This window comes from Thioalkalivibrio sp. ALE19, assembly GCF_000428605.1.
Lineage (GTDB): Bacteria > Pseudomonadota > Gammaproteobacteria > Ectothiorhodospirales > Ectothiorhodospiraceae > Thioalkalivibrio.
The window spans coordinates 57,564-71,808 of the sequence record NZ_AUAG01000010.1; the positions used below are offsets into that span (position 1 = coordinate 57,564).

Consider the following 14,245-nt stretch of genomic DNA (forward strand, 5'->3'; position numbering starts at 1 on the left):
CGTCAGCCGTCGGATTTCACGCGGCGCGGATCGATGCCCAGCGCCTTGAACTTGCGGTAGAGATGCGTACGCTCCAGTCCGACCCGTTCGGCCAGACGCGTCATGTTGCCCTCGGAGCGTTCCAGCTGCTGCATCAGGTATTCCCGTTCGAACTGTTCGCGCGCCTCGCGCAGGGGCAGGTCGGGGATGGTCACCACCCCCTCGGCGCTCTCTTCTTCCACCCGCCGCGGCTGCCCCGACAGGGTGCGGTCCACCTCGTCGCGGGTGATCTCGTCGCCGGAGCCCAGGATCATCAGGCGCTGGACCAGGTTGCGCAGTTCGCGCACGTTCCCCGGCCACGGGTACTGCTGCAGGCACTCCAGGGCCGGGCGCTGGAACGTGCGCTGCGGCAGGCCCTCCTGCTGATGCAGCTGGCGCATATGGTAGTCCAGCAGTTCGGGGATGTCCTCGGCGTGCTCGCGCAGCGGCGGCACGTTCAGCGGCAGGACGTTGAGGCGGTAATAGAGATCCTCGCGGAACAGCCCCTGCTCCACGGCCTCGCCCAGATCGTGCTGGGTGGCCGCCACCACGCGCACGTTCACGCTGATCGGCTGGTCCCCGCCGATGCGCGTGATGCGACCGGTGTCCAGCGCATGCAGCAGGCGCGCCTGAGTCTGCAGGTCCATCTCCGCAACCTCGTCGAGGTACAGCACCCCGCCGGAGGCCTGCTCCAGCAGGCCATAGCGCACCCGCTCGCCCTGCTCGCTGCCGAACAGCTCGGCCACCGCCTCGTCGCCCGACATCGATCCCACCGAGACCACGATGAACGGGCTTTCGCGCCGCGCGCTGCGGGCGTGCAGCATGCGCGCGAAGGTCTGCTTGCCGGCCCCGGGCTCGCCGGTGATCAGCACCCAGGTATCGTGCTGGGCCATGCGCTGCACCTGGTCGCGCAGGTTCACCATCACCGCGCTGCTGCCCACCGGGTCCGCCACCGGGGCCACCTGGCGCCGCAGGCCGGTGTTTTCCCGCTGCAGGCGCGCGGCCTCCAGCGCGTTGTTCAGGGTGATCAGCAGCTTGTCGATGGTCAGCGGCTTTTCGATGAAGTCGTAGGCGCCCAGGCGCGTCGCATCCACCGCGCTTTCGACATTGCCGTGGCCGGAGATCATCACCACCGGGCACATCGCCCCCTCGTCCTCCTGCCATTCCTTGAGCAGGGAAACCCCGTCGCCGTCGGGCATCCATACGTCCAGCAGGATGGCGTCCGGCCGCCGACTGCGCCGCTGTGCCTTGGCCTCGGCCACCGAGCCCGCGAGCGCCACCTGGTAGCCCTCGTCCTCCAGCACGTCGCGCAGCAGCATGCGGATGTCGGGCTCGTCGTCGACCACGAGAATGTAGGCGTCGCTCATTGCGGCTGTTCCTCCTCGGCAGCGGACGCCCCGGACGGGCCGCCCTCGTCCACCGGGATGCGGATCACGAAGACCGCGCCGCCCGCCCCGGAATCATCATTATGGCACTCGATGATGCCGCCGTGCTCTTCCACGACCTTCTGCGCCACGGCCAGACCGAGCCCGGTCCCGCGCGGCTTGTCGGTGGTGTACGGCTCAAAGATGCGCTCCAGCAGCTCCGGACGAATACCCGGTCCGTTGTCGCGCACGCGCAGTTCGATCCAGGAACCGGAGGCGCTTTCCACGTAGGCCGTGGACACCTCCACCCGGAGATCGTCGCCGCGTTCCTCTTCCTCCGCGGCCTCCATCGCATTGCGGATCAGGTTGTGCAGCAGCTGGCGCAGACGACCGCCGTCGGCCCGGATCGTCGGCACCCCCTCGCCCAGGTCCAGGCGAACCCGCGAGCTGCCGTCCGCGGCCAGGTACAGCTCGGAGACGTCGCGCACCAGCTGGTTCACGTCGGTGTGGCCGAGTTCCAGTTTGGGCGCCTGGGCGTAGTCGCGGAAGGCGTTGACCAGGGTCTTCATCGCCTCCACCTGCTGGATGATGGTGCCGGTCGCACGTTCCAGCACCTCGTGATCGGCCCCGTCCAGCACCCGGCCCAGCCGCCGCGAGAGCCGTTCGGCCGACAGCTGGATGGGCGTCAGCGGGTTCTTGATCTCGTGGGCCAGGCGCCGCGCCACCTCGCCCCAGGCCGCATCGCGCTGGGCCTTCAGGAATTCCGTCATGTCATCGAACACGATCGCGTGCAGCCCGCGCCCGGATCCCGGGGTCGGCAGCCAGACCGCACGCGTCATCAGCACCTTGCGCCCGCTGCGGGTGAACACCACCACCTGGCGCGACCATTCCGCCTCGTGCCCGGCCAGCGGATCGCGGATGGCCTCGAAGAACTGGTGCACCAGCGGGCACTCGCGGCCGACCTCGGCGATGTCCCGGGTGCGCGCGCCCGGCAGGTCGCATTCGAGGATCTGGCCGGCGGCGTCGTTGGCGGTGCGCAGGCGCAGGCTGCCGTCCAGCGCCAGCACGCCCGAACGCAGGTGCTTGAGCACGCTCTCGAGATAGGCCCGCTCGGCATCCAGCAGCCGGCGGTTGCGCTCGGCCTCGTTGCGCGCCTCGCTGAGGGTGCGGGTCATCGCGTTGAACGACTGCACCAGGAAGCCCAGTTCGTCCGCCCGCCGCACCTCCAGCCGGGTATTGTAGTCGCCGGCGGCGACCATGCGCGTGCCCTGCACCAGATCGGACACCGGCTGCACCAGCCGCCGTGCGACCACCAGCCCGGCCCACAGCGCGGCCATCAGCGAGATCGCCAGCGCCAGCGACATGGTGAAGATGAAGCCCTGGGTGATCGGCCCGCGCAGATAGGCGAACTCGCGGTAATCGGCAAACGCGTCCTGCACCCGCAGGGACAGGGCGCTCATGCGCGGATCCACGGGGTACACGGCCTGCAGGATGCGGTTGTCGGTGCCGGGCCGGCGCGAGGCCGTGGTCGCCACCACGCGGATCACCAGCTGATCATCGGGGCGTGGCTCCAGACGCGAGTAGGGCTGCCCTGGCCGCACGCGCATCAGGATGTCGGAGCTGGGCGGTGACGGCAGCTGGCGGATGGGGCTGTCGGTGCTCGACGCGATGATGCGGTTGTTGGCGCCCACCAGGGTCAGCTCCTGCGCCCCCAGACTGCGCCGGTAATCGTTGAGGGTCAGCCCCATCAGGCCCTCGGAGACGCCTTCCAGGTCTTCCATGATCTCCTGGGTCTCTTCGGCCAGCTGGCGCACGCGCAGATCCAGCGAGGAGCGCGACAGTTCCAGCGCGTCTTCCAGCGCCGAATCCACGCGCACGTCGAACCACGAATCCACGCCTTCGCTGAGAAACTCGTAAGAGAAGTAGTACACCACCGAGACCGGCAGCACCGCGACCAGCATGAACCCGCCGACCAGGCGCAGGGTCAGGCGGCTGCCCGGAACCCCGTGGCGGTACTGCCAGAACATGCGCACCACCTGATAGATGATCAGGCCGGCCAGCACGATCAGCACCGCGGCGTGGAACACCAGCAGCCAGATGAACAGCTGTTCGAAACGCGCCTGGTGCTGGGCCGCGTCCCCCATCACCAGCAGCGAGGCCAGCAGGAGGACGAACAGCAGGATCATCCCCAGCAGCCCCCAGGGCAAACCCTTCAGTCGAGCGACCATCCGTACCACTCCTGTCGGGCCGTGAGTTCGCCGCGCAGGCCGGCGTCCAGCTGCAACGGCAGCGGCAGCGCGGTGTAGTCCAGCGACAGCCGGGCGTTCAGGCGGTGGTCACCCGGGGCCTCGCGCAGCGCCTCGGGGACGTCCTCCAGCCGGATCCGCCCCAGGCGGCGGGCACTCTGCTCCAGGGCATCCCCCAGCGTGGGGCGCAGCTCCATGCGCTCGCCATCCCGCGAGGTCACCAGATAATGCCGGTTGAGGGGGTAGTAGCGCAGCTGCACGCGGTTCTCCGCGCGTACCAGCGGTCTCCCCGGCAGCATGCGGTCGGGCTCCGCCTGCGCCTCCAGCCGAAACCCCAGGGTCACGCCGTTCTCCAGCGCGTCCACCAGCACCTCGGGCAGGGCCATGTCCAGGTCCAGGCGCGCCAGCAGCGTGGTGTCATCCAGCCACAGGTGACTGGCGTCGCGGATCTCGAGTGCCGGGGCCACCCCCGGCACCAGCAGCAGCACCAGCAGCCACGGGATCCGCGGCATCAGTCGCCGACCTTCTCCAGCAGGGCATAGTAGAAGCCGTCGCCTCCGGCCAGCCCCGGCGGAATGGACACCCCGGAGGAACGGGGCGACGCCCCGGGAATCGGGCCTTCCGGCCCCGCTTTCATGACGCGCGCATCGTCGGTCGCGTCCACGAACGGCGTCACCACCGCCTGATTTTCCGCGTCCAGGAGGGAACAGGTCGCATACAGCAGGCGTCCGCCCGGACGCAGCAGGTCCCAGGCCGCGCGCAGCAGACGGGCCTGTTCGGCGGCCAGACGCGGGATGTCGTCCGCGCGGCGCAGGGTCTTGATGTCCGGATGCCGGCGAATCACGCCGGTGGCGGAACAGGGCACATCCAGCAGGATCGCGTCGAACGGCCGCCCGTCCCACCAGGCGTCGGTGTCGCCCAGATCGGCCGCGGTCAGCGTGGCCTCCTGCTGCAGCCGGTCCAGGTTCTCGCGCACCTGTTCCAGGCGCGTGGCGTCGCTGTCCAGGGCCACCAGGTCCAGCTCGCCGTCGGCGCGTTCCAGCAGATGCCCGGTCTTGCCGCCGGGGGCGGCACAGGCATCCAGCACCCGCTCGCCCGGGCGCGGCGCCAGCAGATGCGCGGCCCACTGCGCGGAGACATCCTGAACCGACAGCCGGCCGTCACCGAACCCCGGCAACGCGGTCACGTCGGTGGCCGCCTCGAGCGTCAGCGCGCCCTCGGGGGCGTCGTGCAGCCGCGCCTCGAAGCCCGCCTCGCGCAGCGCCGCCAGCGCATCGGCCGGGCTCCAGCGACGGGTATTGACCCGCAGGGTCAGCGGGGCCTCGCGCAGCAGCTCGCCCAGCACGGCCTCCGCGCGCTCGGGCCACGCGGCCTCGATCGCCTCGATCAGCCACGCCGGGCAGGCATGCCGCAACACCGGGTCCTCGGCGATGCGGGCCTCCAGCGCATCGGTCTCGCGCAATGCCCGACGCAGGATCGCGTTGATCAGCCCCACGGCCCCGGGCCGATGGATGCGACGCGCGGTCTCGGCGGTCTCGCGCACCGCCGCGTGATCGCGGGTGGAGAAATGCAGGATCTCCGCCAGGCCCTGGGCCAGCAGCACGCCGATCACGCCGTCCTTGCGCCGCAGCGGCCGGTCCAGGCTTTCGCGCACCAGCACCTCCAGCTGCGGATACCAGCGCAGGGTGGTGTAAACCAGTGCACGGGTCCAGGCGGCCTCGCGCGCCGGGAGATCCGCCACCGCGGGTTCGAGCACGCTGTTGAGCGAAGCCCCGTGCAGCACCACCTGCTCGGTGGCCTCCACGGCGCACTGGCGGGGAGAAAGCTGGCGGGCCATCAGGCGTCACCTCCGAGTCGCTGACCGGTCAGATCACCGGTATTGGCCCAGTCGGCGGCTCTCACCGGCCGCCGGCCGGGCAACTGCACGCGCTCCAGCCGCAGCAGACCGTCGCCGGTAACGACGTCCACGCCCTCGCCGCCCGCGGCGACGATAGTGCCCGGCGCGGCATCGGCGGGCGTCACGGTCGCCGCTTGCTCCGTCTCAACGGGCCGGGCGGCATGGATGCGCAGGACCGCCTCGCCGTCCGGCAGCCGGGTCCAGGCGACCGGCCACGGGTCGAAGGCGCGCACGCGGCGGTCCAGCTCGCCGGTCGGCTGAGCCCAGTCCAGTCGCGCCTCGTCCTTCTCGAGCTTAGCGGCATAGGTCGCCCGGGCATCGTCCTGCGGCTCGGGCACCGACTCGCCACGCGTGATCGCCGGCAGGCGCTCCACCAGCAGTTCCGCCCCCATCCGCGCGAGGGCGTCGTGGACCTCGCCGGTGGTCGCACGCGGGCCCAGCGGCAGCCGCCGGCAGGCGTGGACCGGGCCGGTATCCAGCCCCGGGGCCATCTGCATCAGGCACACGCCGGTCTCGTCATCGCCGGCGAGGATCGCGCGATGGATGGGTGCCGCCCCGCGCCAGCGCGGCAGCAGCGAGGCGTGGATGTTCACCCCGCCCAGAGGCGGGATCTCCAGCACCGCGCGCGGCAGGATCAGCCCGTAGGCCGCGACCACCAGCAGGTCCGGCTGCCATTCGGCCAGCCGCGCCCGCGCCTGCGGATCCCGCAGCGATTCCGGCTGCTCCACCGGGATCCCGGCGGCCGTCGCGGCCTGCTTCACCGGCCCCGGACGCTGCTTGCGGCCCCGGCCCGCCGGGCGGTCCGGCTGGGTATAGACCGCGACCGGCGGGTGACCCGCCGCGATCAGGGCCTCCAGCGCGGGAACCGCGAAGTCGGGGGTTCCCGCGTACACGATGCGCGGCGCCGGGGCGTCCCTGTCGGCAGCCGCCATCAGACCGCGGGCGCCGCGGCCTTGCCGGAACCGCCGGCGCGCGCGCCCTGCTTCTCCAGTTTCTTGCGAATGCGACCGCGCTTGAGACTGGACAGGTAGTCCACGAACAGCTTGCCGTCGAGATGATCGATCTCGTGCTGGATGCACACCGCCAGCAGCCCGTCGGCCTCGGCCTCGAACGGCTGGCCGTCGCGACCCAGCGCGCGGAAGCGGATCCAGTCCGCGCGCCGCACCTTCTCGTAGTAACCGGGCACCGACAGGCAGCCCTCGTCCATCTCTTCCTCGCCCCGGGTCTCGAGGATCTCCGGATTGATCAGGGCCCAGGGCTGGCTCTGGTCCTCGGAGACGTCGGCCACCAGGACACGCTTGTGGACGTTCACCTGCACCGCCGCCAGGCCGATGCCCGGTGCCGCGTACATGGTCTCGAACATGTCGTCCACCAGTGTGCGGATGGAGTCGTCCACCTCGGCGACCGGTTCGGCCTTCTGCCGCAACCGGGGATCGGGAAAGTGGAGAATTTCTCGCTTCGCCATGAAAAACCTCAATCTTTGTGCTGTACAGTCCCGTCAATTCTGCTAACGTTGGACCGCATCATCCGCCGAAGCGTCACCGAATTCGGACCGGGCCACAGGATGGCCCCGGGGAGTGCGGACCTGACAGGGGAAATCATGATGTTGAAAACCAGAGCGACCACGACCTCTTTCGTGCTGCCGGGCGTACTGTTCAGTGTAACGCTGTTTCTGGGGGGCTGCGCGGCCACCGGAGACACCGACACCGGCAGCGGCACGGAAGATCCCGAGAACCGGACTGCCGAAACCGCCACCCCGGACAACGGGGAACGCCAGGAGACCAGCGACTCCGCCACCGAGGAAACCCCGGAGATCCGGGACTCGGCGCCGGAGCGCTACGTCGTCAAGAAGGGCGACACCCTCTGGGACATCTCCGCAATGTACCTCGACGAACCCTGGTACTGGCCGGAGATCTGGGCGGTGAATCCGGAGATCGAGAACCCGCACCTGATCTATCCGGGCGATGTCCTGAGCATCCACTACGTGGACGGCGAACCGCGCATCACGGTCGACGGCGGCCCGCGCGTGCGGCCGACCAAGCGCCTCTCGCCGGAGGTCCGCGTGGAGGAGCTCGACGACGACACCCCGCCGATCTCCACGCTGCAGTCGTTCATGTTCCAGCCGCAGGTCCTCGACGAGGAGACCCTGGAACAGGCGCCCTACATCGTGGCCGCGGACGACGATCGCGTGATCTACGGCCCGGGCGACCGGGTTTATGTCCGCAATGCCGAGGACACGGAAGAATACGAGATCTACCACATCGTCCGGCGCGACGAGATGCTGCTGGATCCGGACACCGGCGAGGAACTGGGCGTCGCCACCATCCCGGTGGGTGAAGCCGAGATCGTCGAACCCGGGCACGTGGCGCGTGCCAACATCCGCCGTGGCGAACGCGAGACCATCCGCGGCGACCGCCTGGTTCCGTTCGCGGAAGAACAGGACTTGCTGTTCGAGATCGGCCGCCCGCCGGAAGACATCGACGGCCAGGTCATCAAGCTGTTCGATGCGATCAGCCAGATCGGCCGCTACCAGGCCGCGGTGATCAACCGCGGCGAGCGCGACGGCATCGAGAACGGCCACGTGTTCGCCGCCTACACCGCCGGCCGGACGGTCCGCGATCCGATCGCCGGGACCAACGAGTCCGTGGACCTGCCCGAAGAACGGGTCGGCGAGGTGATGGTCTTCAAGACCTTCGAGAAGGTCTCCTACGTGCTGGTGACCGAATCCGAGCGCACGCTGCGCGAGGGGTACACCGTCCGCCATCCGTAAGCCATGACCACCAGGGCGGATTCCGCGATGGAACGCGAGTCCCGCAACGACGCAGCCACGGCCGGGGTCGACCCCGGGCCGTGGCTGCGTCTTTTGCATACCCCCGGACTGGGGCCACGGCGCATCCAGCGCCTGCTGGAGGCCTTCAGCTCGCCACAGGCCGCGCTGGCCGCGCCCGCCCGGCAGTGGAGGGACGCCGACGTCGGCGTGGCCCCGCCGGAAAACCCCGACGATGACCACCCCGGCGTGGCGGCCGACCTGGCCTGGGAGCGCGCGGACGAGCGTCACCGCATTCTGTGTCGCGACGATCCCGACTATCCGCCGCTGCTGACGCAACTGCCCGACCCCCCGCCGGTGCTGTTCCTCAACGGCGACCCGACCCTGCTGACCGCACCGCAGGTAGCCATCATCGGCAGCCGCGACGCGACTCCGCAGGGACTCAAGCTGGCCCGCGAGTTCGCTCGCGAGCTGGCGAGCGCCGGAGTCACCATCACCTCGGGTCTGGCGCGCGGGATCGACGGCGCCGCGCACCAGGGCGCGCTGGATGCCCCGCAGGGGCGCACCATTGCCGTGGTCGCAACGGGCCCCGACCGCATCTATCCGGCCGCGCACCGGCGCCTCGGGCACCGCATCGCCGATCACGGCCTGATCGTGTCGCTGTGGCCGACCGGCACCCAGGCCCAGGCCGGACACTTCCCGCAGCGCAACCGCGTGATCAGCGGGCTCGCCCTCGCGACCCTGGTGGTGGAAGCGGGCGACAACAGCGGCTCGCTGATTACCGCGCGGCTCGCCGGAGAACAGGGCCGGCAGGTCTACGCCGTCCCGGGCTCGGTGTTCAGCCCGGTCAGCCGGGGCTGCCACCGGTTGATCCGCGAAGGGGCGCAACTGGTCGAGACCGCCGGCGAGATCCTCGACGACCTGGCCGACTGGCTGGGCGTCCCGCCCGCCCCGCAACCCCCGGGGCCGGCGCCCGCCGAGCCGGTGGATCCGGAGCACGAAAAGGTCCTGCAGGCGATGGGTTTCGACCCGGTGGACATGGAAACCCTGCGCAGCCGGACTCAATTGACCATCGACACGCTTTCATCCATTCTCGTTTTACTGGAACTCAATGGCCGCGTGGCCGCCCTCGATCACGGGCGCTATCAGCGCCTCGACGCAGGATCCCCCGAATCATGAACGAAAGCGTGCTGGACGTGCTCATGTATCTGTTCGAGCACACCCTCGATGAAGAATCCGAGGCCGAACCCGATCGCGGCGAGCTGCAGCGGCAGCTGGTCGAAGCCGGTTTTGCGTCCGGGGAGATCGAGCGCGCCCTGGGCTGGCTGGACCGACTGATGAGCGAGGCCCCGCTGGCCAGCCGCGGCGGTGACAGCGCGGCCTGCCGCGTGTTCGCCCCCGAAGAACGCCAGCGCCTGAACATGGAAAGCCGTGGCTTCCTTCTCAATCTGGAGCAGAACGGTCTGCTCAGTGCCGGCACCCGCGAACTGGTGATGGACCGCGTGATGGAACTGGACGCCGAGGAGATCGACCTCGACCAGCTGCGCTGGGTGGTACTGATGGTGCTCTTCAACCAGCCGGACGACGCCGTCGCCTACTCCCGGCTCGACGAGGTCATGCGCGACCATATCGGTCCCACCGAGATGGATTATCTGCACTGATCCCGGCGTCACCGCCTCCCACGGAACCCGCCGCCACCGAGACGGTCCCGAGTCCCCATGAGCAAGCACCTCGTCATTGTTGAGTCCCCCGCCAAGGGGAAGACCATCGAGAAGTACCTCGGCCCCGAGTATCAGGTCATGGCCTCCTACGGCCATGTGCGCGATCTGGTGCCCAAGGAGGGGGCAGTGGACCCGGAGGACGGGTTCCGCATGCGCTACGACGTGATCGAGCGCAGCGAAAAGCAGATCGACGCGATCGCGAAGGCCCTGAAGAAGTCCGACGACCTGATCCTCGCGACTGACCCCGACCGCGAAGGCGAGGCGATCTCCTGGCACCTCTACGAGGTCCTGCGCGAACGCGGCCTGCTCGAGAGCCGCAACGTCTACCGCGTGGTGTTCCACGAGATCACCAAGAAGGCCATCCAGGAGGCGATCGAACAGCCGCGTGAACTCGCCCAGCCGCTGATCGACGCCCAGCAGGCGCGCCGCGCGCTGGACTACCTGGTCGGCTTCAACCTCTCGCCGCTGCTGTGGCGCAAGATCAAGCGCGGCCTGTCCGCCGGACGCGTGCAGAGCCCGGCGCTGCGCATGATCTGCGAGCGCGAGAACGAGATCGAGGCCTTCGTCCCGCAGGAATACTGGACCCTGGACGCGAAGGCCGAACGCGAGGGCCAGCCGTTCACCGCGCGGCTGACCCACCTGGACGGCAACAAACTCAACCAGTTCGACCTCAACAGCGCCGAGCTCGCCCACGATGCGCAGGGCCGCCTGAACGAGGCCGCGAACGGTGAACTGCGCGTGGCCAAGGTCGAGAAGAAACAGCGCCGCCGCAACCCGGCCGCGCCGTTCACCACCTCGACCCTGCAGCAGGAGGCCTCGCGCAAGCTGGGCTTCAATGCCAGCCGCACCATGCGCACCGCCCAGCAGCTGTACGAGGGCATCGACCTGGGCTCCGGCGCGGAAGGCCTGATCACCTACATGCGAACCGACTCGGTCGCGCTGGCCGGCGAGGCGATCGGCGAGGCCCGCGGCCTGATCGAAGAGCGCTACGGGGCCGACAACCTCCCGGACAGCCCGCGCCAGTACAAGACCAAGTCGAAGAACGCGCAGGAGGCCCACGAGGCGATCCGTCCGACGTCGGTGCGGCGCATCCCCGACGAGGTCCGCAACCGCCTGACCAGCGACCAGGCCCGGCTGTACGACCTGATCTGGAAGCGCACCGTGGCCTGCCAGATGATCCACGCGACCTTCGACACCGTGGCCGCCGATCTGGTCCCGGGCGACAGCGACCACCGCTTCCGCGCCACCGGCTCCACCCTGCGCCACGCCGGGTTTATCGCGGTCTACCAGGAAGGCCGCGACGACAGCGCGGACGACGACGAGGACAAGCGCCTGCCGGAGATGGCCGAGGGCGACACCGTCGCGCTGCACGAGGTCACCGCCGATCAGCACTTCACCGAGCCACCGCCGCGCTACACCGAGGCCAGCCTGGTGAAGACCCTCGAGGAATACGGCATCGGCCGCCCGTCGACCTATGCCAGCATCATCTCGACCCTGCAGTCACGCGAATACGTGGAGATGGACGGCAAGCGCTTCATCCCGACCGATACCGGCCGGATCGTGAACAGCTTCCTGACGCAGCATTTCGATCGCTACGTCGACTACGACTTCACCGCGAACCTGGAAGACGAGCTGGACGCGATCTCGCGCGGGGAAAAGGACTGGGTCCCGGTGCTGGAGGACTTCTGGTATGACTTCCGCGACCGGGTCAAGGAAAAGGAAGAGAAGGTCACCCGCGCCGAGGCGGTGCAGTCGCGCGAGCTGGGCACCGACCCGAAAAGCGGGCGGCCGGTCAGCGTGCGTCTGGGCCGTTTCGGGCCGATCGTGCAGATCGGCACCAAGGACGACGAGGAGAAGCCGCGCTTCGCCGGGCTGCTGCCCGGGCAGAAGATGGACAAGATCACCCTCGACGAAGCACTGGAGCTGTTCAAGCTGCCGCGCGAGCTGGGCGAGACCCCCGAGGGCGAACCGGTGATGGTGAACATCGGGCGCTTCGGTCCGTACGTGAAGTACGGTGCCAAGTACGTCTCCCTGGGCCCGGACGACGACGTCTGGACCATCGAGCTGCCGCGCGCCCTGGAACTGGTGGCGGAAAAGAAGAAAAAGGACGCCGAGCGCTTCATCAAGAGCTTCGACGACGAAGGCATCCAGGTGCTGAACGGTCGTTACGGCCCCTATGTCACCGACGGCAACAAGAACGCCAAGGTGCCCAAGGAGACCGATCCCAGGTCCCTGACCCTGGAGCAGTGCCAGGAACTGATCGCCAATGCCCCCGAACGCAAGGGGCGCGGGCGCAAGGGCGGCAAGGCCGCGGCCAGCAAGTCGGGTGGCGCGAAGAAAGCCGCCTCGACCACATCATCGAAGGCGACAGGGACGAAATCCTCGAGTTCGAAATCTGCGGGCTCGAAGGCATCGACGGCCAAAGGTTCGGGCACAAAGGCCACGGGCACGAAGTCCGCGAGTACAAAATCGAGCAAGTCGAAAACGACCGCGACCAAATCTCGGTCCACGAGCTCGACGGGCAGCAAGTCCTCCGGCAAGGCCGCCACGAAAAAATCCGGTGGCAACTCGTCCGATGGCAAATCGGGGGGCAAACCCGGGGGCGACACCGGATCCGGGGAAACCCCGGCGACCAGCGATACCGTGACCGCCAGCGGCCGTGACTCCGGCTGACACCCCGGCCCCCGGGACCCGCACGAACTCCGTGGAAGCCGTAGCGCGCATCCTGCGTGCCGGTGGCGTGGTGGCCTACCCCACCGAAGGGGTGTTCGGTCTGGGCTGCCGGCCGGACGATCCCGTCGCGGTGGAACGCATCCTCGCGTTGAAAGGCCGCCCCGATACCAAGGGCCTGATCCTGATCAGCGACCGCCTGGAGCGTCTTGCCGGGTGGCTGGCACCCCTGGGAGCCGATGCGCGCGCCCGGGTGGAGGCCAGCTGGCCGGGGCCGGTCACCTGGCTGTGGCCGGCCGCCCCCGAGTGCCCGGCCCTGCTGCGCGGCGAGCACGACACCCTGGCGGTACGCGTGACCGCGTATCCTCCGGCCCGCGAACTGTGTGCCGCCGCCGGGAGCGCCCTGGTCTCCACCAGCGCCAACCCTGCCGGGGAGGCGCCCTGTACCGACTGGCGCTGCGTGGAACACCGCTTCGGCGACGGGGTGGACGCCATCCTGCAGGCCGAATGCGGCGATCTGGCCGGCCCCACCGCGATCCGCGATGCCCGCACCGGCGCCTGGCTGCGCGGCGGCGGCGACCACGAACCCGAACCGGACCATTGAGAGGAGCCGACATGGCCCGTGAGAACGACGTCTCCATCGACCGCGTAACCGAATACCTGCGGGGGCTGCAGGACCGCATCTGTGCCGGCATCGAGGAACTCGACGGCGAGGCCGGTTTCCACGAGGACGCCTGGGACCGCCCGGCCGGCGGCGGCGGGCGCACCCGGGTGCTGTCCGGCGGTGCGGCCTTCGAGCAGGCCGGGGTCAACTTCTCGCACGTGATGGGCGACACCCTGCCGGCCTCGGCCACCGCCCACCGTCCGGAACTCGCCGGGCGCTCGTTCCAGGCCGCCGGGGTCTCGCTGGTGATCCACCCGCACAACCCCTATGTGCCCACCTCGCACGCCAACGTGCGGATCTTCGTCGCGGAGAAACCGGGCGAGGATCCGGTGTGGTGGTTCGGCGGCGGCTTCGACCTGACGCCCTACTACGGCTTCGACGAGGACTGCATCCACTGGCACCGCACCGCCGAGGCCGCCTGCCGGCCGTTCGGCGAGCACCTCTACCCCGAGCACAAGAAGTGGTGCGACGACTACTTCTTCCTCAAGCACCGCAATGAACCGCGCGGAATCGGCGGGCTGTTCTTCGACGACTTCAACGAGGGCGGCTTCGAGCACGCCTTCGGCTACATGAAGAGCGTGGGCGACGCCTACCTCGAGGCCTATGCCCCCATCGTGCGCCGCCGCCGCGACATTGACTGGGGCGAACGCGAACGCCAGTTCCAGCTCTACCGCCGCGGGCGCTACGTGGAGTTCAATCTGGTCTACGACCGGGGTACCCTGTTCGGCCTGCAGTCCGGCGGGCGCACCGAGTCCATCCTGATGTCGCTGCCCCCGCTGGTGCGCTGGGAATACAACTACCGGCCGGAAGCCGGCACCCCGGAGGCCGAACTCTACGAGCGCTACCTGGTGCCCCGCGACTGGCTGGCCGAGGCCGAGTGAGCAACCCCGATCGAGGA

General features: G+C 69.3%; 11 protein-coding genes and 1 pseudogene. 6 read left to right on the forward strand and 6 right to left on the reverse strand.

All coding sequences use genetic code 11. The features are described from left to right. Window positions 1-2 precede the first annotated feature (2 nt). Genes F787_RS0105420 through def form a run of 6 tightly spaced genes read right to left on the reverse strand, consistent with a single transcriptional unit; the run spans window position 3 to window position 6,990 of the window. Window positions 3-1,385: a sigma-54 dependent transcriptional regulator gene (locus F787_RS0105420; protein ID WP_028491538.1), complete on the reverse strand. Its 1,383-nt coding sequence runs from the start codon at window positions 1,383-1,385 to the stop codon at window positions 3-5. Continuing rightward, the gene (locus tag F787_RS0105425; protein ID WP_028491539.1) at window positions 1,382-3,610 is read right to left on the reverse strand and encodes an ATP-binding protein; all 2,229 of its coding nucleotides are present in this window, start codon (window positions 3,608-3,610) and stop codon (window positions 1,382-1,384) included. The genes F787_RS0105420 and F787_RS0105425 overlap by 4 nt, the downstream gene beginning before the upstream one ends. Further along, window positions 3,595-4,140 carry a DUF4390 domain-containing protein gene (locus F787_RS0105430; RefSeq protein ID WP_028491540.1) on the reverse strand — a complete coding sequence of 182 codons (546 nt, stop codon included), beginning with the start codon at window positions 4,138-4,140 and terminating at the stop codon, window positions 3,595-3,597. The genes F787_RS0105425 and F787_RS0105430 overlap by 16 nt, the downstream gene beginning before the upstream one ends. Beyond that, the gene (gene rsmB, locus F787_RS0105435; protein ID WP_028491541.1) at window positions 4,140-5,465 is read right to left on the reverse strand and encodes a 16S rRNA (cytosine(967)-C(5))-methyltransferase RsmB; all 1,326 of its coding nucleotides are present in this window, start codon (window positions 5,463-5,465) and stop codon (window positions 4,140-4,142) included. Before rsmB ends, F787_RS0105430 begins: the two co-directional genes overlap by 1 nt. Beyond that, a complete protein-coding gene (gene fmt / locus F787_RS0105440) occupies window positions 5,465-6,457 on the reverse strand; it encodes a methionyl-tRNA formyltransferase (protein WP_028491542.1) in 993 nt (330 codons plus the stop codon). Before fmt ends, rsmB begins: the two co-directional genes overlap by 1 nt. Further along, window positions 6,457-6,990 carry a peptide deformylase gene (gene def, locus F787_RS0105445; RefSeq protein WP_026279430.1) on the reverse strand — a complete coding sequence of 178 codons (534 nt, stop codon included), beginning with the start codon at window positions 6,988-6,990 and terminating at the stop codon, window positions 6,457-6,459. The genes fmt and def overlap by 1 nt, the downstream gene beginning before the upstream one ends. A 333-nt stretch (window positions 6,991-7,323) precedes the next feature. On the opposite strand from def, the pseudogene F787_RS0105450 reads away from it, so the two are divergent. The 6 genes and pseudogenes from F787_RS0105450 to hemF form a co-directional block, all read left to right on the forward strand. Then, window positions 7,324-8,295: pseudogene (locus F787_RS0105450) on the forward strand (LysM peptidoglycan-binding domain-containing protein); the annotation flags it as partial. Between the two features lie 27 nt (window positions 8,296-8,322). Then, window positions 8,323-9,471 carry a DNA-processing protein DprA gene (gene dprA / locus F787_RS0105455; RefSeq protein ID WP_028491544.1) on the forward strand — a complete coding sequence of 383 codons (1,149 nt, stop codon included), beginning with the start codon at window positions 8,323-8,325 and terminating at the stop codon, window positions 9,469-9,471. Continuing rightward, window positions 9,468-9,953: a DUF494 family protein gene (locus F787_RS0105460; RefSeq protein WP_018869176.1), complete on the forward strand. Its 486-nt coding sequence runs from the start codon at window positions 9,468-9,470 to the stop codon at window positions 9,951-9,953. The genes dprA and F787_RS0105460 overlap by 4 nt, the downstream gene beginning before the upstream one ends. A gap of 57 nt (window positions 9,954-10,010) precedes the next feature. Next, entirely contained in the window at window positions 10,011-12,686 is a 2,676-nt protein-coding gene (locus tag F787_RS0105465) for a DNA topoisomerase I (RefSeq protein ID WP_028491545.1), read from the forward strand. A gap of 31 nt (window positions 12,687-12,717) precedes the next feature. After that, complete coding sequence (locus F787_RS0105470) at window positions 12,718-13,287, forward strand: L-threonylcarbamoyladenylate synthase (protein WP_019591562.1); 570 nt, start codon at window positions 12,718-12,720, stop codon at window positions 13,285-13,287. 11 nt (window positions 13,288-13,298) lie between these two features. Then, window positions 13,299-14,228, forward strand: a complete 930-nt coding sequence (gene hemF, locus F787_RS0105475) for an oxygen-dependent coproporphyrinogen oxidase (RefSeq protein ID WP_028491546.1) — start codon at window positions 13,299-13,301, stop codon at window positions 14,226-14,228. Window positions 14,229-14,245 lie beyond the last annotated feature (17 nt).

Bases quoted from the DNA above. Each gene is read 5' to 3' on its own strand.
- dprA (WP_028491544.1), top strand. From the start codon at position 8,323: ATGGAACGCGAGTCCCGCAACGACGCAGCCACGGCCGGGGTCGACCCC.
- F787_RS0105465 (WP_028491545.1), top strand. From the start codon at position 10,011: ATGAGCAAGCACCTCGTCATTGTTGAGTCCCCCGCCAAGGGGAAGACC.
- F787_RS0105430 (WP_028491540.1), bottom strand. From the start codon at position 4,140: ATGCCGCGGATCCCGTGGCTGCTGGTGCTGCTGCTGGTGCCGGGGGTG.
- hemF (WP_028491546.1), top strand. From the start codon at position 13,299: ATGGCCCGTGAGAACGACGTCTCCATCGACCGCGTAACCGAATACCTG.
- F787_RS0105420 (WP_028491538.1), bottom strand. From the start codon at position 1,385: ATGAGCGACGCCTACATTCTCGTGGTCGACGACGAGCCCGACATCCGC.
- fmt (WP_028491542.1), bottom strand. From the start codon at position 6,457: ATGGCGGCTGCCGACAGGGACGCCCCGGCGCCGCGCATCGTGTACGCG.
- F787_RS0105460 (WP_018869176.1), top strand. From the start codon at position 9,468: ATGAACGAAAGCGTGCTGGACGTGCTCATGTATCTGTTCGAGCACACC.
- F787_RS0105425 (WP_028491539.1), bottom strand. From the start codon at position 3,610: ATGGTCGCTCGACTGAAGGGTTTGCCCTGGGGGCTGCTGGGGATGATC.
- def (WP_026279430.1), bottom strand. From the start codon at position 6,990: ATGGCGAAGCGAGAAATTCTCCACTTTCCCGATCCCCGGTTGCGGCAG.
- rsmB (WP_028491541.1), bottom strand. From the start codon at position 5,465: ATGGCCCGCCAGCTTTCTCCCCGCCAGTGCGCCGTGGAGGCCACCGAG.